The sequence below is a fragment of the Mesorhizobium album genome (genome assembly GCF_033977205.1).
Classification (GTDB): Bacteria; Pseudomonadota; Alphaproteobacteria; order Rhizobiales; family Rhizobiaceae; genus Mesorhizobium; species Mesorhizobium album.
Genome location: NZ_JAVIIW010000074.1, coordinates 1 through 19,350, shown reverse-complemented (window position 1 = coordinate 19,350; position 19,350 = coordinate 1). Strand labels below are relative to the sequence as shown.

Genomic DNA, 19,350 nt, shown 5'->3' with positions numbered 1-19,350 from the left:
CGGCGCCCGCATCAACTGGATGTTCTCGACCGAACAGGCCCGCCTCAAATTGGCCAAAGCCTATCCAAAGCCCACCGCCAAAGAGTCATAATCCCTGTGCAGTGCCACTAGTGCCCGGCTCCGGCACGACGCTGCGCATCAACGGCCGCGCCCATATCACCACCGATGCCCAGCTTTGCACGTCCTTCAGCGTCGACGGGAAGCCGGCCCGGTCGGTCACGGTCATCGCCGTCGATACTGTCTATTTCCAGTGCGCCCGCGCTATCGTGCGCTCGGAACTCTGGAATCCGGCAAAGCATGTCGACCCGAAGTCGCTGCCGACGCCCGGCCGGATCCTGGAAATCACCAGCCGCAAGAACATCGACGGCGAGACCTACGACAGGGAATGGCCAGAGCGGGCAAAGAAGACGATGTGGTGAGGATATTCAGGTGAGGCCGGCTGTTGGCCGGAATCTCAGCACATCTGCGCTCAAGCTTCCTTCAGCACATCGGCGATCTTTCGCATCTGCTCGCCGATCATGTCGCACTGCTCCGGTGTCGACTGGCTCATCGCCTTCTCGATCAGCGCCATATGCACCTTCAGCGCCCGCATCAGCAGGGCCTCGCCGGCCTCGGTGAGGTTCAGCCGCAGCACCCGCTTGTCCTTCTCGTCGCCTTCGCGGCGCAGCAGGCCGCGGGCTTCCAGCTGCGGCAACAGCATGGTGATGTTTGAGCGGCCGACCAGGAGCTTGCGGGCAAGGTCGTGCTGCGACATGCCGGGGTGGCGGTAGAGGTTCATCAGCACGTCGAGCTGCGCCGGCTTCAGATCGAGCGGGGCGAGCTTCGTCGCCAGTGTGCGCTCCAGCACATGGCAGGCGCGCGCCACCGCAACCCAGTTGCGAAAGCGCGGATTGTCCCAGGGCAGCTCTTGCGTAATGTTCATGTTTGAACTATTATGTTCATGCTTGAACGAATGGATGGACCGCCACTATGGCATCATTTGGATTGAAGGTCATCCGGGGCGTATTCGGCGCGGCCGAGCATGTCGCGCCACGTCTCGGCGGCCGCGCCGCGTTCGAATTGTTCTGCCGCACGCCAAACGTCAAATCCCTGAGCGACGGCGAGCGCCGTGCCGTCGAGCGTGCTGCCGATTTCATGGCCGAGGCGCGCCATCACAGGCTGAAAACCAAGACGGATTGCGTCGCGGTGCACGAGTTCCGGCCGAAGCCGGGCAGGGGCTCCCTCGGCGCCGTGCTTGTCATCCATGGCTGGCGCTCGCGCACCGAATATATGCGCGCGCTGATCGAAGGATTTCGCGACGCCGGCTACAAGGTCGTCTCGCTCGACCTGCCGGGACACGGCCATTCTCTCGGCCGCCATCTCAACATGGTGACTGCGGTCGATGCGGCGCGAGTGGCCGGCGAATGGTTCGGCCCGTTTGTCGCAGCCGTCGGCCATTCCTTCGGCGGCGCGATAGCCGCCAACGCTGTCGCAGCTTCGGTCAAGGACATTCCGCCGCTCGCGGCGCAAAAGCTGGTGCTCGTCGCGGCGCCCAGTTCCATGCCTGCGATCTTCGATGACTTCAGCCGCATGATGAACGTCGGGCCGCGTTCCAGGGTCGCCATGGCGGATCGGGTGAAATATCTCTCGGGACGGCCACTCAGCGAATTCACCGGCGACCGCCAGCTTGCCGAGGCGCCGGTGCCGACGCTTGTCATCCACGCGCCGGACGATCGCGAAGTCCATGCCGATCATGCAAAGCGCTATGCGGGCGCCGGCGATCATGTCCGCCTGCATTGGGCCGAAGGGCTTGGCCACCGCCGCATCCTCGCCGACAAGGATGTCGTCGCGCGCGCCGCGGGCTTCGTGACGGAGCAGCACGAATCGACGCTGCACTGAGCAGGCAAACTGTCTGGCGCTTATCGTCCGGAATTGCGAAAAACCCGGTCAGTCGGCCTTCTTCTTCTGACCCGGCTCGACCGGCAGGCCGGCGGCTTTCCAAGCGGTGTAGCCGCCAAGGATGTGCTTGACCGGCGTAAGGCCCATGTCCTGCGCCGTCTTGGTGGCGAGCGCGGAGCGCCAGCCGCCGGCGCAGAAGAAGACGAAGGTCTTGCCCGAGGCGAAGAACGGCTTGTGGTAAGGGCTTTCGGGGTCGATCCAGAATTCCAGCATGCCGCGCGTCACATGCCTGGCGCCGGGGATCTTGCCGTCCCGCTCGACTTCGCGAGGGTCGCGCAGATCGATGAAGATCGTGTCGTCGTCCTCCAGCAGCCCTGCCGCTTCCTCGGGCGAAACCACCTCGATCTCGGCATTCGCTTCATCGAGAAGCTCGCGATATCCCTTCTTCACGGCACATCCTCCAGGCCATGGTTCAAGGCCGCCGGAATTTCGATCACAAAGAGCGGTCTTTGTCACGGAGCGATGTTGTCACGGACCGATGTTTGTCACGCTGCGGCGCCGGCCGTCGTCGACCACACGGGCAGGGCGCTTGTTGCAGTCGTCATAAGGGCAGCCCGCTTGGTCCGTCGTGCCCGTAGCCTGGGCTCGCCAACAATGAGGGCAAGTGCGGCACTACCATCGATAGTGACGACGGCGCCAGACTGTTCGCAAGCCGCTGGAACCGCAAACAGCCTTATCCGTTCCGAACCTCAGAAGGAGGTGAAACCGTTCTGCAACAGGAGCGCGGAAATTTATAAAAGCTTAACGAAATCGGTGTGAATCGGTATAGTTGCGCCTTACATCCGCCATGCGTTGGGCGGGACCGTCAGGCGGCGCGGAACGGGAAACCGGTTCAACCGGTGCGGGTGATGCATGAAAATCCTTGGGAACAAAAAAGCGGTCATGCCGATCGCGATTGTAGCGGCGCTTGCCCTTGGGCAGCAGCCGGCGAGCGCGCAAGGCTTGTTCGACATGCTGTTCGGCGGCGGCATCCGGCACAATCCGCAAGGTGAATTTCCGCCGCCGCCAAAGCCGCGCAAGGTGCCTGACGGAGGCGGCGCCAGGATCAGCAGCCCTACCTACAACACCTACAGGGCCGACAAGCTTGTGCGCGTCGACTTCAAGTCGCTTTTGCCGGCGTCGCCGCCCGCGACCGCGCAGGACGCTGCCTTTGTGCCGTCCGTGACAAGCACTGCGTTCCGCGACGCGCTGGCCGGGCTGAGCGACTACGAGCTTTTCGCCGAACCCGATATCGCCAAGGCGCTGATCGCCTATTATTCGGCCAATCCGGATTTCATCTGGGTGACCGGGAATACGCCTAACGGCAGGGCGCAGGACGCGGTGCGGGTGCTCGGCGAGGCTGCGAGCTACGGCCTGACGCCGGCCGACTATTCGGTCGAAGTTCCGGCGGCCGCGACCGCAGCCACGCCGGAAGAGCGTACCAAGGAACTGGTCCGCTTCGAGATGGCGCTGTCGGCGCGCGTGCTGCGCTATGCCCATGACGCCCAGAGCGGCCGCGTCGACCCGAACCGCATGACCGGCTACTACGATTTCCCGGCCAAGCCGCTCGATCTCGAAGCGGTGCTGAAGACCCTGGCGCACACTCAGGAAGTGCGCACCTATCTCGAATCGCGGCACCCGCAGAGCCCCGAATACCAAGCCCTGCGCGTCGAGCTGGAATCGCTCCAGGCGAGCGAGGAGAACGAGATCGTCGTCGATCCGAAGCTGGTGCTGAAACCCGGCGAAAGCAGCCCGGAACTGCCCAAGCTCCTGACGCTCATCGCCCGCAATCTCGACGACGAGATGGGCGGCGACTATGGCGAGATCCTTGCCAGGCTCGGCAAGAGCGAGGTTTACGATCCGCAACTGGTGCCGGTGATCAAGGCAGTACAGAAGCGGGCGGGCATGAAAGGCGACGGCGTCATCGGCCCGCGCACAGTTGCTTCGCTTGCCGGCACATCCAAGGCCGACAAGATCGAGAAGGTCAGGGTGGCGCTCGAAGAGCTGCGCTGGCTGCCGTCCGATCTCGGCAGCCCGCGCGTCTTCGTCAACCAGCCGGCCTTCACCGCAAGCTATATCGACAATGGCGAGGAGAAGCTGAAGACCCGCGTTGTCATCGGCAAGGTCACCAACCAGACCGCCTTCTTCTACAATCAGATCAAGCAGGTCGATTTCCATCCCTATTGGGGCGTGCCGCAGTCGATCATCGTCAACGAGATGCTGCCGAGGTTGCGCAGCGACCCGGGCTATCTCGACCGCGCCGGCTATGAGGTGACGGATTCCAGCGGTAGGCAAATTCCCTCGGCCGAAGTGGATTGGGGTGCCTACGGCGCCAAGGTCCCCTTCAGCGTGCGCCAGCAGCCGAGCGAGGCCAATGCGCTCGGCGAGTTGAAAATCCTCTTCCCAAACAAGCACGCCATCTACATGCACGACACGCCGCAGAAGTCGTTCTTCGAGCGGGACATGCGCGCGCTGAGCCATGGCTGCATTCGCCTGCAGGATCCGCGCGGCATGGCCGCCGCGGTGCTCGGCACCTCGGTCGACGATATCGCCGAAAAGCTGAAGCACGGCCATTCGACCGAGAACGTCACGCGCGTCATCCCGGTCTACGTCGCCTATTTCACCGCCTGGCCGGACATGTCCGGCAAGGTCGAATATTTCGACGATGTCTACGATCGCGATTCGAAGCTGATGCAGGCGCTGGACGCGACCGAAGCGGTGCGCGCGCCGTCAACCTGAAAGCTTCTTTTTTTCGCGCAATTACGGACGGAAGGCTACGGCAAAGCCGCCGAGCCTAACCGCTTCGCACCTTTCCTGGAATTGCTTAAAGCATGTCTCCCGAAAGTGGGAACCGGTTTCGGGATAAAGACATGCGTAAAATCAAAAACCTAAAGCGCATGGAGCGAATCTGAAAGATCGCGACGCGCTTTAGGCGATCGGGCGGCGGAAGCCGGCGTCGCGCCCGGCGATCAGCCAGTAGACCAGGCCAGCGACGAGACCGGCGCCGGCGATGATGCCCATGTCGGCCCAGCGTTCCGGATCGTCCGGCGCGTCAGGCCAGAGCAGCATGAAGCCGGCAGCGGCAGCGGCGGCGCCGAACAGCATGTGGAGCCAGAAGCCCCGCAGCGAAAAGAACTCGGCGATCAGGGCGAAGACCAGGGTCTGAATGCCGGTGACCACGATCGTCAGGAAATAGACGAACATGCCGAGAGGCGGCACCACGAACACCGCAACGGGCGTGAACTGCATCAACTCGAAATAACCTGGAGCGTTGGGCAGCGAGCTCAGCACAACATAGATGACGACCAGCGCGATCAACCCGACGAGCACCGCGACCAGATAGCCCGCAAGCACCATCAGGATACGCTTCAGCACGTAGCCGATCATTGCCATGCACCCCCGTGCCCGCAATCATGGCGCGCAGTCAGCCACCAAACACGCGTTGACGCAAGTCTTGGGGCGGGGCTGGGATGGGCTACCCAAGCGCTTACTTCGGCTCTGCGGTCACCGGATCATAGGTGATTTCGACCTTGGCCTTGTCGGTTGTGTAGTAGATGACGGTATAGCCGTCGCTACTCCAGCCGACCTCCTTTACGTAGCGGAAGTCGTTCCGCTTCTCGACCTTGGCGACGATTTCCGAGAGTTTCTTGCTATTTTGCGGCGGCACCGCTTGCTCTTCCGCCGTGAAGGCCGGCCCGCCGATAAGGAAAAACGCAATACCGCTTGCCAAAACAACAGCGCGCATGACTGCCCCTCAATCTCGTGTTGGCATGAGTGCGCTGAAAAACTCGCATCCCAGCCGGTTGGTTCCGCCAGGGACGGATAATGCCTGCTCCACGGACCGGCTGGCAAGGGCGCTTCCACGGTTCATTTGCGAGATTCTGAAATAGCCAAAGCTTCGAGATTTCAATATGTAAGCAGGTTTCTGCGACTTGGTGCTTCAGGTAACAAACGGCTAACCATGGGTTGGAGCGGCGGCGTATTCCATTAGCGGTTCGTGGTAGAGCTTTTGGCAAGACCCTGTTAGACTTCCAGACCTGACAGGGTGGCAACGGCGCGCCGAGCCTGCCGAGGTTTTTCCGTCGGCAAACGGCGAAGTGTTTCGAGAGCGGACGTCGCCTGTTCTGGACCAAAAGCAGGGACCGGGGGCGCAACCATGGCTGAACGGCACTACACCCGTCAGCTTGCGACAATCATTTCTATCGACGCCGTGGGCTTTTCACGGCTGATGGGCATCGACGACGAACTCGCCGTCGCGGCCTTCGAGGAAAGGCGCGATATCATCACCGACAGCTGCGGCGCCTTTGGCGGCCGCACCTTTGGCGTCGCCGGCGACAGCATCATGGCCGAATTCGGCAATCCGATCGAAGCCTTGCGTGCAGCCTTCGATTTCCAGGATCGGATCGTGGCCCTCAATGCCTCGGTCGCCGAGGACATGCGCATGCCGTTTCGGGCCGGCATCAACACCGGCGACGTCATCGTCCGCGAGGGCCGCCTCTATGGCGACGATGTCAACATCGCCGCCCGGCTCCAGGAATTCGCCCCGCATGACGGGCTCGCCATCTCGGAGACGACCTGGCACCACGTGAAGGACAAGACGGCGGCGGTCTTCACCGACCTTGGCGAGTTCATGCTGAAGAACATCGCCCTGCCGGTGCGCGTGCTGATAGTCGGGCGCGGCGGCAACGGGGCCGCGACGGCGGCTCCGCTCGCCGCAGTCGCTCCCGGTCATTACAAACCCTTCGCCAAAGGGCCGCCGGCGATCGCGGTGCTGCCGTTCCAGGGCGACGGAAGCGAGCCCGATGTCGGCTATATGGCCGACGGCGTCGCCGAGGACATCATCTATGGCCTCTCCAACACACGCTGGCTTTCGGTGATCGCCAAGGGCTCCAGCTTCCAGTTCCGCGACGACAGTCTCGGAACCAGGCTCATCGGCAACGCGCTTGGCGCGCGCTACATCGTCAGCGGCACGCTGGCGCGCTTCAGCGGGCAAATCCGCCTCAACGCCTCGCTCACCGACACGTCGAACGGGCGGCTCGTCTGGTCGCAGCGTTTCGACCGCGACCTCGTCGACATCTTCAGCCTGCGCGACCAGATCGGCAGCGAGATCGTTTCGATCCTCGACAAGGAAGTCGACCGGGCCGAGCAGGTGCGGACCTTCCAGGTGCCGTGGGAGAGCCTGGAGACCTGGCAACTGGTGCGGCGCGGCCGCTGGCACATGAACAGGCGCACGCGCCGCGACACCGAGATCGCCCTCGAGTTCTTCGACAAGGCCTACCAGGAAGATCCGAACTCCAGCGCCGTGCTGAACGAGCTGGCATGGTGGTATTTCTGGCGGGCCTGGCTGCGCTTCGGCGACAGCGACGATCTCGACAAGGTCGAGGCGTTCGCGCGCAAAGCGCTCCTGATGGACAGCCTCGATGCGCGCCCGCACGCCTATCTCGGCGCCGCCGACATCATGCGCGGCCAGCCGGCCTCGGCGGCGGAGCATCTCGCCGAAGCGATCCACATCAATCCGAGCTTTGCCTTCGCCCGCTCGGCGATGGGCAGCGCGCGCCTGCTGCTCGGCGATGCCGCAGGAGCGATCCCGTTCTTCCTCGACACCGAGCGGCTGAGCCCGTTCGACCTCTACCGCTTCCACAATCTGGGCGAACTGGCCGTCGCCTACTGCTTTGTCGAGGACTGGGAGGCGGCAATCGCCGCCGCCGACCGCTCGCTCAACCTTTCGCCAGGCTACTTCTACGCCAGGTTCCTGAAAATCGGCGCCTTGATGCGGAGCGGCCGCCGCGACGAGGCCAAGCGGGAACTTGCGATTTTCTCGACCAGGCATCCGGATTTTTCTGAGCAGAGGATTCGCTGGATACCGTTCGTTGACGCGGCGAAAAACAATTTCCTGATCGCCAATTTCGACCAGGCCAAGTCCATTGCATGATCACCACCGCCGAAGACAAATGACTGTGATGGAATTCACATACGCCGGACCGAAGCAAACCTAGGCCATAAGATTGCCGGCATCTCAATGACGTGGACAGCTGGGGGGCTCGAACGCGCATGATCAGGTGGAAGTATTTCAAAGCCATACGCGAGGCCCAGAAAAAACAGGGTCCCGTGTCGGCGATGCCGCCATTCGACATCGATCGACTGCGCACGAAGGGCCTGTCCGCGCGCATAGCCAAGTTCCTTGTGGAGGATCATCCGCGCTGGTGGCTGGCCTTGCTGCGGCGCTTCCATCCGAACCTCGCCATCGGCAGAAGGTTCCTCCTCGTCACCAAGGGCGTCGACGTCCGCGACATTCTGGAGCGCGGCGACGAGTTCGAGACGCCCTATGGACCGGAAATGACCGAGCTGGCGCGGGGGTCGAACTTCATTCTCGGCATGCAGGACAGTGCCGCCTACCGGCAGATGAAGTCCGCTGTGCTCAGCGCCTTCCCGCCGTCGGAAGTGGAAGCCGCCGTCAGGCCGATCGCCGAGCGCCATTCTCGCGATATCATGACCCGCGCCAGTCCCGGCTTCGATGCCGTTGCCGGATTGATGAAGATCGTGCCGGTACGCATCTGCCGGGACTATTTCGGCCTCTTGATCGACGATGAGACCGAATTTGCCAACTGGTCGATTGCGCTCAGCGCGCTGTTCTTTTCCGATCCGACGGCCAATGCCACCACGCGTCAGCTCGCGGTCGTCGGCGGCGACCGCCTGATCAAGGTCATCGACCGTTCGATCGCCGCGATCAGGAACAGGCAAGAGAAGGACGACCGGCCGCTGGCGCGGCTTGTCGCCCAGCTCGATCAGAAGCGGCTGTCGCTGCCCGACATCCACTCCATCATGCTCGGCATGATCGCCGGCTTCGTGCCGACCAACGTGCTTGCCGGAGGCAATTGCCTGGACGTGATCCTGTCGCGCGCCGATGCGCGGCAGGCCGTCGATGCGGCGCTTGCCGAAAACAGCATCGACAAGCTCGACCGGGCGATACTCGAGGCCATGCGCTTCAAGCCGATCTGGGTCGGGCCCTGGCGCTACACCAGGCGCGACGCGATCATTGGCAAGGGTACGCGTCGCGAGCGCCTGGTCAAGGCGGGAACCCTCGTGATGCCGGCGACGCTGTCGGCCATGTTCGATCCGGAAATCGTGCAGCGGCCGGACGAGTTCGATACTTCGCGGCCACATCGCGACTACATGGTTTTCGGCCACGGCATTCATCTGTGCATCGGCGCCGAGATCGCCCGCATACAGATTGGCGAATGCGTTCGCGCCCTGTTCAGCAAGCCGAAGCTCAATCGTGCCCGGGGCAGGGCCGGCCAACTGGCCTGTGTCGGCGCCTATCCGGCGAACCTGAAGGTCGATTTCGAGCGTCCGGAGTTTTGCCGCACAGTCGATCAGTCCATGGTCACCGTAGTTTGCCCGATCAAGCGCGCGGTGCCGCTGGACGCCGTGCGCGACAAGGTCGGCGCTCTCGGCAATCCGGCGATCGAGGAGGTGGGCGACGCGCTCGACAAGGTGGGCTCGATTCATTTCACAAGCCTCGCCGTCGCCGCCACAGGCAAGGACGAGAAATCGGGCCTCGAGACCGGGGCGCTCGTGCTTGAAATCTCCGGCGACGGCAGCTCCGACGATGTCATCGGCGCCATCACGCAAGCCATAGGCCACCGGCTGAGGCCGATCTTCAGGGATGTGTGCGGTCTGCCCGACGGCGGTTCGCTGGAGGACTTCCTGAGGAAGCATCACATCGAAATATCGCCGTCCTTCGGCAGCACGGCCGGACTGGTGTTTTCAGGCACGCCGGGCCATTCGGTACGCCGCATCCTGGCAGAGGCCAAGCTGGCCGATACCGTCCGCGAGATCGTCGAAAAGCCGCGCGCCGGGACCGGCAACGCGCTTGCGGTCCTGACCGAGGCGCGGCGGCATGTCCAATGCCTCGGACAGTTCGGCTGGGCCTTCGAGCCGGCCGAGAGCCTGCTGGAGCGGCCGCCGGGCCGCTGGTGGCGGGCACTGACGACGACGCTGCTTGCACCGGCGGTGCTTGCCACTGTTGCGATCGTCGTTTTGGCCTGCTGGCGCATGACCTATGTGCTCGTCTTCGGAAACCCGCACGGCATCACCTTCACCAACATCGCAATTGCCGGCACGGCGCTGCTGCTGGCGGTGCTGGGACTTCTGGCCATTGGCTTGCTGCTCGTTGGCCTGTGTTTCCTCGCCCTGCGCCGCCTCGAGGATAAGGACCGGCTGCAGAACACGCCGGTCGACATCGGCGCGCTCGACAAGATCCTCGCCAATGAGGACCATGCGGAGCAGAACCATCTGACCGCGATCTCGACGATGAAGGCCGGCATCTTGCGGCGGGTGGCGCTGAGGTTTTCCTTCTACCTGATCTCGATAACGGCGCAGAAAGTGTTCCGGCCGGGATTCCTCGGCACCATCAACACCATTCACTTCGCCCGCTGGGTGCTGCTGCCGGGCACCGGCAAGCTCCTGTTCTTCTCCAATTACGGCGGCAGCTGGGAAAGCTATCTGGAGGACTTCATCGCCAAGGCCTCCGAAGGCCTGACCGGGGTGTGGAGCAACACGGAGGGTTACCCGCGCACGCGCTGGCTTTTCCTCGACGGCGCGCGCGACGGCGACCGCTTCAAGCGCTGGGCACGGCGCCAGCAGGTGCCGACGCTGTTCTGGTATTCGGCCTATCCCCATCTCAACACCACGCGCATACGCATCAATTCCAGGATAAGGCGCGGCATCGCCTCGGCGACCGGCAACGAGGCGCGCGACTGGGTGAGCCTGTTCGGCTCGTTCCAGCGGCCGCAGGCGAGGCCGGCGGAAGCATCTGCCAGCCGTGAACCGGCTCCCTTGCCTGTCGAAGAGCTGGAATCCGGCGAGATCCAATCCATCTTCTTCGGTCCCTTCGGCGCGCTCGGCCATGCGCATATGCTGGCAATCCGGGTGCCGGAAGACCTGCCGGCCGTGCAACGCAGAGCGTGGCTGGACTTCATCGTCGAGAAGACGAGCTTCGGCGACGGCGTGCCCGCTGGACGGGCCATGACCGTGGCCTTCGGCCCCGACGGCCTTCGCCGTCTCGGGCTGCAAGGCGGCGTCGACGACGATCCGTTGGACTCATTTCCAGCCGCGTTCCGGCACGGCATGGGCAACCCGGAGCGCGGCCGCATCCTCGACGACACTGGCCCGGACGCGCCCGACAAATGGCAGTGGGGCTCGGCCAAGACGCCGGTCGACGCGGTCGTTATCTGCTATGCCGGGGAACCGGCCGTGCTCAAGGCCGAGGCCGCCGCCGCGAAGCGAAAGACGACTGGCGCCGGGATGAAAATCGTCGCCGAGCTGCCGCTTGTCGTGAACCGCGAGCCGAAGAAGGACGGCGCGAAATCCCAGCATGCCGGCAACAGCGCCAGGCCGGACCGCCAGCGCGCCTATGAGCATTTCGGCTTCGCCGACGGGATCTCGCAGCCGATTGTCAGGGGCACGTCGCGCGCCAACAAGGGGGCGGCGCCCATGCATCTGGTCGCGCCTGGCGAGTTCCTCTTCGGCTATCGCGACGAGCACGGATTTTATCCGGCCTCGCCGTCCGTCCAGGCGGCGCAGGACCGCGCCGGCATCCTGTCGCAGGTGCGACGGAACCGGCAGGTTCCAGGTCTACCTCCGCCGCCGCGCGACTTCGGCCGCAACGGCTCCTTCCTCGTCGTGCGCCAGTTCGAGCAGCATGTCGAGCTGTTCGACGACTACTGCAAGCAGGCCGCCGCGCGGGCCGCGCGCGAGACCGGCGACGACGCCATCACGCCCCGCTGGGTGGCAGCCAAGATGCTTGGCCGCTGGCAGGACGGCAGTTCGCTGGTGCGCAACCCCGATGGCCGGCCGGGCCGCGGCGCCGACAATGATTTCGCGCTCGGCGCAGAGGACCCGCAAGGGCTTCGCTGTCCGCTCGGCTCGCATATACGCCGTTCCAATCCGCGCGATTCGCTCGGCGAGGACCGCGAGACCCAGATCCGGATCGGCAAGCGCCACCGTATCCTGCGCGTCGGCCGCACCTATGAGAAGAAGGACCGCAACGGGAAGGTCGAGAAGGGGCTGCTTTTCATGTGCCTCAACGCCGACATCGAGCGTCAGTACGAATTCATTCAGCAGACCTGGGTTTCGTCGAGCTCGTTCCAGGGCCTTGTCGGCGAAAAGGATCCGACGATCGGTTCGCGCGACAGCGGCGGCCGGTTCTCGATCCCGTCGTGGGAAAAAGTGACGGTGCTCAGGGACATGCCGCAATTCGTCAGCACGAAGGGCGGCGGCTACTTCTTCATGCCGAGCCGGTCGGCGCTGCGCTACCTGATTTCGCGGCTCTGATTCGGGTCGAAAATCGCTCAGTCGTCATCTTGCGATTCGGCGATCTGCTTCAGCGCGGCGGCATTGGTGATGCGCAGCCCGCCGCGTTTGATGGCGATCATATGCCGGTTGCGCCAGTCGTTCAGCGTCTTGTTGACGGACTCGCGCGTCGCGCCGAGGAACTCGCCAAGCTCCGACTGCGAGATCGGGATCCAGCCGGCTGGATCGGCCATAACGCCGCTCAGGAACACCAGCCGCTTCGCCAGCCGCGCCTCGATGCCGAAGAAGGCCTGGTCGCCGAGCTCGCCGCTGACCCAGCGCAGCCGCGCGCACAGGAGCTCGATCATGGCGCGCGCCAGCGGTGGATTTTTTTCAATGCGGTCAAAGAGTTGCGTCCGGCTGAGCGAGACCAGCTCGCATGCGGTGAGGCAGATCGCGGTTGCCGTGCGCGGGCGTCCGTCCAGGGCGCCGATCTCGCCGACGAGGCTGCGCGAGAGCTCGATATTGGCGACCAGCTTCTGTCCGCCCGGCGAATAGAGCGAGATTTCTACAGTGCCGCTGATGACACCGTAGATGCGGTCGGACGCATCTTCCTGGACGAACAGGTGCTGACCGGCGGCGTAGCGTTCCACCTTGCAGCCGCCGAACAGCAGGTCGAAATGACGCGGATCGATCCGCGCCAGACGCGGCAGGGAGCTCCTGTCGTCTGCGCCGGCTGTGGACATGATGCGATTCCGCCTCTCGTTGAGCGGAAATTGTATGACAAGTGCATGCTCGATCAAGCCCTGGTCTCCTTTCGTGGCGTCTACGGCAGCACGATGGCCTTTGCTAAAGATCGAGCGCCAGACGTGTGCCGCAGGCATCAAATTAGCCGGCGACTTTCCTCGCAACGGGATCGGAGCGCGCTGGCGGCCACGGACCGGTCTTGGAAACGCCGTCCGCGCGCGCGGCGGGAGGTAACCGAAGCGCGCGGACAGCAAATCTGAAAATGGCTAGGTGATCGAAATTCCCTGCCGAGGACCGACCCATTTTCAGGCCCGGAAGCCATTCGGACCCGTGCGTTGAAGCAGAGCCGGTGCCACCCGGTGCGCTATTTGTGTGCGAAGCCCGCCCGACGTATGTGAAAGCAATCACAGAAGCGCGCGTCAGCCGGCGCGATTGTTGTTTGTCGAATGTATTTCTGGGTACCAGGCATTTGTGCAGGAACACGATCGACATGATTTCGTAGTTGGCAAATACACCGATCGAATCATGGCTTAAAACTTGGCTTGACTGGAACTGACAGCCGGCGCCATGTTTCCATTTCCGGGGAGGGGTGTGCCATGGCGGCGAGCGGACTCCTGGTCAAGGTTCGGGGCGACGGTGCCGGGTTTGCTGCCCAAAGCCGGTCGCTTGGCATCGGAGAAAGCGGGGCTGAACCGATCCTGGCCGTGCCGGCGGGTGCTTCCGGCGCCGACTTCGGGGCAGCGGCGGAGCACGGCGCGACCTGGCTGCGGCTCTCCCCCACGGCCGACAGGTCGGACAATCCCTGGGATGATGCCCACCAGCTCTTAAGCCGCGGCGGAGATTTTGCCGCTGCCGGCGCCGATGTGCTGGCGATCGAGCCGGACATCGTCCAGCAATGGGAATACAAGAACAGCAATGGCGATCGCGGCATGGCGGCCAGCGCCAGTCCTGCCTGCACCTTCGACGACCAGGACGATCGCGGCGGTCAAACGGTCGTCAAGGACGGTGTCGCCTGGAACGCCGGGCCGAATTTCAGCCAGTTCGCGGCCGCTCGCGCCATGGTCGGCGACAAGCAGGCCAACATCACCATCGCCCATCTCGATACCGGCTTCGATCCGGGCCACCGCACCTTGCCGGCGGGGCTTCTCGCGGCCAAGCAGCGCAATTTCGTCGCCGACGGTTTCGGGCCGGGCAATGCGACGGATCATGCCCCGGCCGGCACGCTCACCAGCAATCGCGGCCATGGCACCGGCACGCTCAGCCTGCTTGCCGGCAACAAGCTCGACGGTACGTCGCCGCATTGGCAGGGTTTCACCGACTTCGTTGGCGGTGCTCCTCAGACCAAGATCCTGCCGGTGCGCATCGCCGATTGGGTAGTGCGGTTCACAACGGGCACCATGGTGCAAGGCATCGACTATGCGCGTCGGCAAGGCGCGCATGCGCTGTCGATGAGCATGGGCGGTTTCACCTCGCAGGCCTTGGTCGATGCCGTCAATCTCGCTTATGACCACGGTCTGGTGATGGTCACCGCGGCCGGCAACAACTTCACCATCACACCACGCAGCATCGTCTATCCAGCGCGTTACAACCGGGTGCTGGCGGCATGCGGCGTGATGGGCGACGGTCGCGCCTATGCCGGGCTTTCCTTTGGCACCATGCAGGGCAATTACGGACCGCCCTCGAAGATGGCGACGGCGCTTGGCGCCTACACGCCGAACGTGCCCTGGGCGGAGATCGACTGCCCCAAGGTGGTCGACATGGACGGCAACGGCACGTCGGCGGCGACGCCGCAGGTCGCTGCGGCAGCGGCGCTTTGGCTGGCCGAGCACTGGGAGGACGTGAGCAAATATCCTGAGCCGTGGATGCGCGTCGAGGCGGTACGCAAGGCATTGTTCGCGAAGGCCTTGAAATCGACCCCCAGGATGAACGCCGCCGAGACCAAAGAGAAGATCGGGCAGGGCGTGTTGCGGGCATTCGACGCGCTGGGCTTCCAGCCGCCGGCCGCGGCCGACCTTAAGAAGCTTCCACCGGCAACCTACACATGGAGCTGGCTCGAACTCTTGACCGGCGGCAATTCGCTGGCTGCTCAGTCGCCAGCGGCATCGCAGCGGCAGAGGATGCTGGCGCTGGAGCTGATGCAGATGGCGCAAAGCACCGCCGCCGTCGACCAGGCAATCGCCGATCCGGACGGCGATCCGGCCGCCATCTCGGCCGCGGCGCGCAACCGCTATCTGGAAGCCGCTCTCGACGAGGGCAATCCGTCGAAGCCGCTCAGGGCCTTTCTCGAGAGGCTGCTGGGCAGGGCCGCCACCAAGCCGGCACCGGCCGCCGTTGCAGCCGCGGCGGGCCCGACGCCGCCGATCAGGCGCAAGCCGCGCCCGCTGCCGCCGCCGCAGCGACGCCTGCGCATCTACGCGCTCGACCCTTCGATCGCCAAGCGACTGGACTCGGTGTCGGTCTATCAAGCGACGCTCTCGGTTCCGTGGGACGACGAGCCGTCGGCCGACAAGCCGCTGCAGCCTGGCCCGATCGGCGAATATCTCGAAGTGATCGATGTCGATCCGGCCTCGGACCGCGTCTACGATCCGGTCGACCTCAACGATAAGGTGCTGCTGGCGCAGGACGGCCTGCCGCCTTCGGAAGGCAATCCGAAATTCCATCAGCAGATGGTCTACGCGGTCGCCATGACCACGATCGTCCATTTCGAGCGCGCGCTCGGGCGGCGGGCGCTATGGGCGCCGCACTATTCGCAGGACCACGGCCGCGCCGGCGACATGACGATGAAGGCCCACTACGTGCCGCGCCTGCGCATCTATCCGCACGCGCTGCGCGCCGAGAATGCTTATTACAGCCCGGAAAAGAAGGCGCTGCTGTTCGGATATTTTCCGGCGGCGAGCAAAGAGGGCGACGTCACCACGCCCGGGACGACGGTGTTTTCCTGCCTGTCCAGCGACATCATCGCGCATGAGATGTCGCATGCGCTGCTCGACGGGCTGCATCGCCGCTTCCAGGAAGCGTCCAACCCGGACGTTCCGGCTTTCCACGAGGCCTTCGCCGACGTCGTTGCGCTGTTCCAGCATTTCACTTTGAAGGAGCTGGTGAGCTTCGAGATCGGCAAGGCGAGGGGCGACGTGTCGGCGGCCTCGCTGCTCTCCGGTATCGCCAAGCAATTCGGCGAGGGCAGCGGCCGGGCCGGGCCTTTGCGCGAATATGGCGGCGCCGGAATGGCCGACCTCGACTACGACAAGACCGTCGAGGCGCATGACCGCGGCTCCATCCTCGTGTTCGCCGTCTACCAGGCCTTCATCGCCATCGCCGACCGCCGCACCGACGACCTGATCCAGCTTGCCACCGGCGGCACCGGCATTCTGCCGGCGGGCACCTTGCATCCAGGTCTCGTCGAGCGCCTCACCGACGAGGTCGCCAAGATCGCCAGGCAGATGCTCACCATGTGCATCCGCGCGCTCGACTATTGCCCTGCCGTCGACATCACCTTCGGCGAATATCTGCGGGCGCTGATCACCGCCGACCGGGATGCCTATCCAGACGATCCGCTGCACTATCGCCTGGCCTTCCTGGAATCCTTCCGCAAATGGAAGCTTCTGCCGCGCGACGTGCGCACCATTTCGGAAGAGACGCTCGCCTGGAGCGCGCCGGAAGATCCTTCGCCTCCCTGGCTGAAGGGGTTACTGAGCAAGATCGACCTCGGCTGGAACCAGAAGCTGAAGCGCTCCGAGATATTCGCTCTCAACGACAAGAACCGCTATGCGCTGTGGAAAGCGATGCACAAGGCCTTCGTCTCCAATCCGGACCTCTACAAGCAGTTCGGCCTGCTGCCCGATCTGCCGCGCTACAACGAGGACGGCACGGTCATGCACCAGGCGAAGAAGGGCGAGACGACCTTCGACATCTACAGCGTTCGCCCAACACGGCGGGTAGAGCCGGACGGCTCGTTCCGGGTCGAGGTTGTCGCCGTCATCCAGCAGCGGCTTCCCATCGCTTTCGACGGCAATCCGGCGCCGCAGGGCGTGAACAAGGGCGAGGGATTCTTCTGGTTCCGTGGCGGCGCCACCATCATCATCGACCCGCGCGAAGGCTTCGAGGAGATTCGCTACTCGATCATCAAGAATACCGGCAGCGCTGATCGGCAGAAGCGGCAGGTCCAGACGATGACGGCGAATTATCTGTCGCCACTGCGAGAGCTCTATTTCGGCGGCGAAGTTTCCGAGCCATTCGCCATGCTGCACGCCAGCGACGGAGACGACGACCATGTCTAGACGGCCAACGGCAAGGAGGAGGCCGGCGGACGCGACGGCGCCTTTAGCGGCGCGGGCGCCGGCCGTCACCGTCCGGCACTATTGCCAGGGCATCGGCGACTGCCACCTGCTCACTTTCACGAAAGCCGACGGCTCGCCCTTCCGCATGCTCATCGACTGCGGCATCCATGTCTCGATCACGGACGGCCCGGCGCTTGTCGCCGACATCGTTGCGGACCTGAAAAAAGAGACGGGCGGCCGGATCGACGTGCTCGTCGTTACGCATGAGCATTGGGACCATGTTTCGGGATTCCTGACCTCGAACGATCTGTTCAAGGACTTTGCTGTCGGCGATGTCTGGATGGCGTGGACGGAGAATCCCGGCGATCCGGAGGCCGCGGAACTCGATAAGTTCAAGGGCCAGGCCTTGGCAGCGTTGCAAGGCGCCAGCCAGAAGCTCGACGGCATGCAGGGCCTCAATCCCTACATGAAGCGCGTCCGCGACGGCCTGCAGGCCGTGCTCGGCTTCCAGTTCGGCGCCGCGGGCGAAAGGGTGCGTTCGGCCCGCGATGCCGCGGCAAAGCTATCGGCAAAACCGTCGCCCACCTATTTCGAGCCCGGCGGTCCGCCGCAATCGATCGAGGGGCTGCCCAACCTGCGGATTTACGTGCTCGGTCCGCCGCGCGACAAGGCGGCATTACGGCTGGAGGAGAAAGCGAGCGAGATGTTCCCGCTGGCGAGCGGCGGGCCTTTCGCGAGGGCGCTTTCATCCGCGCTCAAGATCAACCAGGCCGACGACCCGACCTATATCGACGAGCTGAGCCCCTTCGAACGCAATGTCGGCACGCCACTTTCGGCGGCGCTGAACGGCGAGAAGGGCGCCGATGCGTCCATCGATATCGGCGCCTTTACCCGCAGGCACTATTCGGGGCCGGTCTCCAGCGCGGCGCCTATGGAGGACCGCGACCAGTCCTGGCGCCGCATCGACGCCGACTGGATGGGGATTGCCGCCGATCTCGCGCTGCAGCTCGACCGCGGCGTCAACAACACCAGCCTGGTGCTCGCCTTCGAATTCATCGACAGCGGCCGGGTGTTCCTGTTCCCCGGCGACGCCCAGATCGGCAACTGGCTGAGCTGGAAGGACCTCAAATGGCCCGTAGAGCAGGCGACAGTCACCACCGTCGCTCTGCTCGCGCGCACCGTTTATCTCAAGGTGGCGCACCACGGCAGCCAGAACGCGACGCCGCAGAAGCAGGGCCTCGACCTGCTGACGAGCCCGGACCTCTCGGCCTTCATTCCGACCAACCAGGGCGATGCCGAGAAAGTGAAATGGGGCAAGATGCCTTATGATGCCATCCTGACCGCGCTTGCGGCAAAGACGAAAGGCCGCGTCATTCGGGCCGACGATAAATGGCTGGCCGGCGCCAATGGGAAGCCAGCCTTTGCTCCGCCCTCCGGCTCGATTCTCGCAGTGCGCAGCGAACCGCGCAATCCCGTACGGGGAGAGGGAGGGCTCTGGGTCGAGGTGGATCTGGTCTAGAGAGCCACTGAGCGCAAAGCTGCAATGGGCAGGCTGTGTCCATGTCCTGCACAGGGCTAATTGCGGAAAATCGAAAACCGATCTATGGAGCGCTCGGCTGATTGAGGGCGGCTATCCATATCATTTCCACAGGTCGCCCATGCCCGATGAATTCTCGCGCATAATTGCATTTCTGGCCGTGGTGATGGCCCTGTTGTTCGCTGGAATTCATTTCCACCATGGCAACATCCTGGCCACGCTTTATTTCATGATCGGCGCCATCCTGGTGACGGCGGTGACATATTTGAGCGTGCGCAGGGGTTTGATCTGAGCAGCATCGGAGCCGCCTGCCAGCGGCTGCGGATATTCGAGAGATTTTCTTGCGGCCGGATCATCCAACTTGATCAAGGAGTTGGATGGTGGGCGATGCAGGGATTGAACCTGCGACCCCACCCGTGTGAAGGGTGTTTCTGCAACTTGTCATCGTTTGTAGAAGTTCGTTGCAATGTAACCGGGGCAAAACCGGTGGTGTTGCGCGGGTGGATCTGCTGTTGGGGTTCAGCGAGCGGCGATGAGAACGGGAAGCGGTAGGACCTTACTGCCAGGGATGCCGAGGCG

The 19,350-nt window shown here is 63.9% G+C and carries 12 protein-coding genes and 1 pseudogene; 8 read left to right on the top strand and 5 right to left on the bottom strand.

All coding sequences use genetic code 11. The features are described 5' to 3' along the window. Window positions 1-107 precede the first annotated feature (107 nt). A pseudogene (locus RFN28_RS33055) lies at window positions 108-419 on the top strand (PNPOx family protein); the annotation flags it as partial. 50 nt (window positions 420-469) lie between these two features. On the opposite strand, the gene RFN28_RS33050 reads toward RFN28_RS33055, so the two are convergent. Beyond that, entirely contained in the window at window positions 470-922 is a 453-nt protein-coding gene (locus tag RFN28_RS33050) for a MarR family winged helix-turn-helix transcriptional regulator (RefSeq protein ID WP_320291346.1), read from the bottom strand. Window positions 923-969: 47 nt separating this feature from the next. Here RFN28_RS33050 and RFN28_RS33045 point away from each other — a divergent pair, with 47 nt between their 5' ends. Beyond that, complete coding sequence (locus tag RFN28_RS33045) at window positions 970-1,878, top strand: alpha/beta hydrolase (protein ID WP_320291345.1); 909 nt, start codon at window positions 970-972, stop codon at window positions 1,876-1,878. 48 nt (window positions 1,879-1,926) lie between these two features. Here the strand turns inward: RFN28_RS33045 and RFN28_RS33040 are convergent, their stop codons facing one another. Continuing rightward, window positions 1,927-2,328: a rhodanese-like domain-containing protein gene (locus tag RFN28_RS33040; protein ID WP_320291344.1), complete on the bottom strand. Its 402-nt coding sequence runs from the start codon at window positions 2,326-2,328 to the stop codon at window positions 1,927-1,929. A 462-nt stretch (window positions 2,329-2,790) separates the two neighbouring features. On the opposite strand from RFN28_RS33040, the gene RFN28_RS33035 reads away from it, so the two are divergent. Continuing rightward, the gene (locus RFN28_RS33035; protein ID WP_320291343.1) at window positions 2,791-4,656 is read left to right on the top strand and encodes a L,D-transpeptidase family protein; all 1,866 of its coding nucleotides are present in this window, start codon (window positions 2,791-2,793) and stop codon (window positions 4,654-4,656) included. Window positions 4,657-4,845: 189 nt separating this feature from the next. Here RFN28_RS33035 and RFN28_RS33030 read toward each other — a convergent pair whose 3' ends face one another. Both RFN28_RS33030 and RFN28_RS33025 read right to left on the bottom strand, forming a co-directional pair. Beyond that, on the bottom strand, window positions 4,846-5,304 hold the full coding sequence (locus RFN28_RS33030) for a hypothetical protein (RefSeq protein WP_430679435.1): 459 nt from the start codon (window positions 5,302-5,304) through the stop codon (window positions 4,846-4,848). 100 nt (window positions 5,305-5,404) lie between these two features. Continuing rightward, window positions 5,405-5,662, bottom strand: coding sequence for a PepSY domain-containing protein (locus RFN28_RS33025; protein WP_320291341.1), 258 nt, complete (start codon window positions 5,660-5,662; stop codon window positions 5,405-5,407). A 411-nt stretch (window positions 5,663-6,073) separates the two neighbouring features. Between RFN28_RS33025 and RFN28_RS33020 the strand changes: the two genes are divergently transcribed. After that, complete coding sequence (locus tag RFN28_RS33020; protein ID WP_320291340.1) at window positions 6,074-7,849, top strand: adenylate/guanylate cyclase domain-containing protein; 1,776 nt, start codon at window positions 6,074-6,076, stop codon at window positions 7,847-7,849. 119 nt (window positions 7,850-7,968) lie between these two features. Then, window positions 7,969-12,252 (top strand): cytochrome P450, encoded by a 4,284-nt coding sequence (locus RFN28_RS33015; RefSeq protein ID WP_320291339.1) that lies wholly within the window; start codon window positions 7,969-7,971, stop codon window positions 12,250-12,252. A 17-nt stretch (window positions 12,253-12,269) separates the two neighbouring features. Here the strand turns inward: RFN28_RS33015 and RFN28_RS33010 are convergent, their stop codons facing one another. Then, complete coding sequence (locus RFN28_RS33010) at window positions 12,270-12,956, bottom strand: Crp/Fnr family transcriptional regulator (RefSeq protein WP_320291338.1); 687 nt, start codon at window positions 12,954-12,956, stop codon at window positions 12,270-12,272. 597 nt (window positions 12,957-13,553) lie between these two features. Here RFN28_RS33010 and RFN28_RS33005 point away from each other — a divergent pair. The 3 genes from RFN28_RS33005 (at window position 13,554) to RFN28_RS32995 (ending at window position 19,063) form a co-directional block, all read left to right on the top strand. Further along, window positions 13,554-17,234, top strand: coding sequence for a S8 family serine peptidase (locus tag RFN28_RS33005; protein WP_320291337.1), 3,681 nt, complete (start codon window positions 13,554-13,556; stop codon window positions 17,232-17,234). Next, on the top strand, window positions 17,227-18,753 hold the full coding sequence (locus RFN28_RS33000; RefSeq protein ID WP_320291336.1) for an MBL fold metallo-hydrolase: 1,527 nt from the start codon (window positions 17,227-17,229) through the stop codon (window positions 18,751-18,753). The genes RFN28_RS33005 and RFN28_RS33000 overlap by 8 nt, the downstream gene beginning before the upstream one ends. Window positions 18,754-18,892: 139 nt before the next feature. Then, window positions 18,893-19,063, top strand: a complete 171-nt coding sequence (locus RFN28_RS32995; RefSeq protein ID WP_320291335.1) for a hypothetical protein — start codon at window positions 18,893-18,895, stop codon at window positions 19,061-19,063. Window positions 19,064-19,350 lie beyond the last annotated feature (287 nt).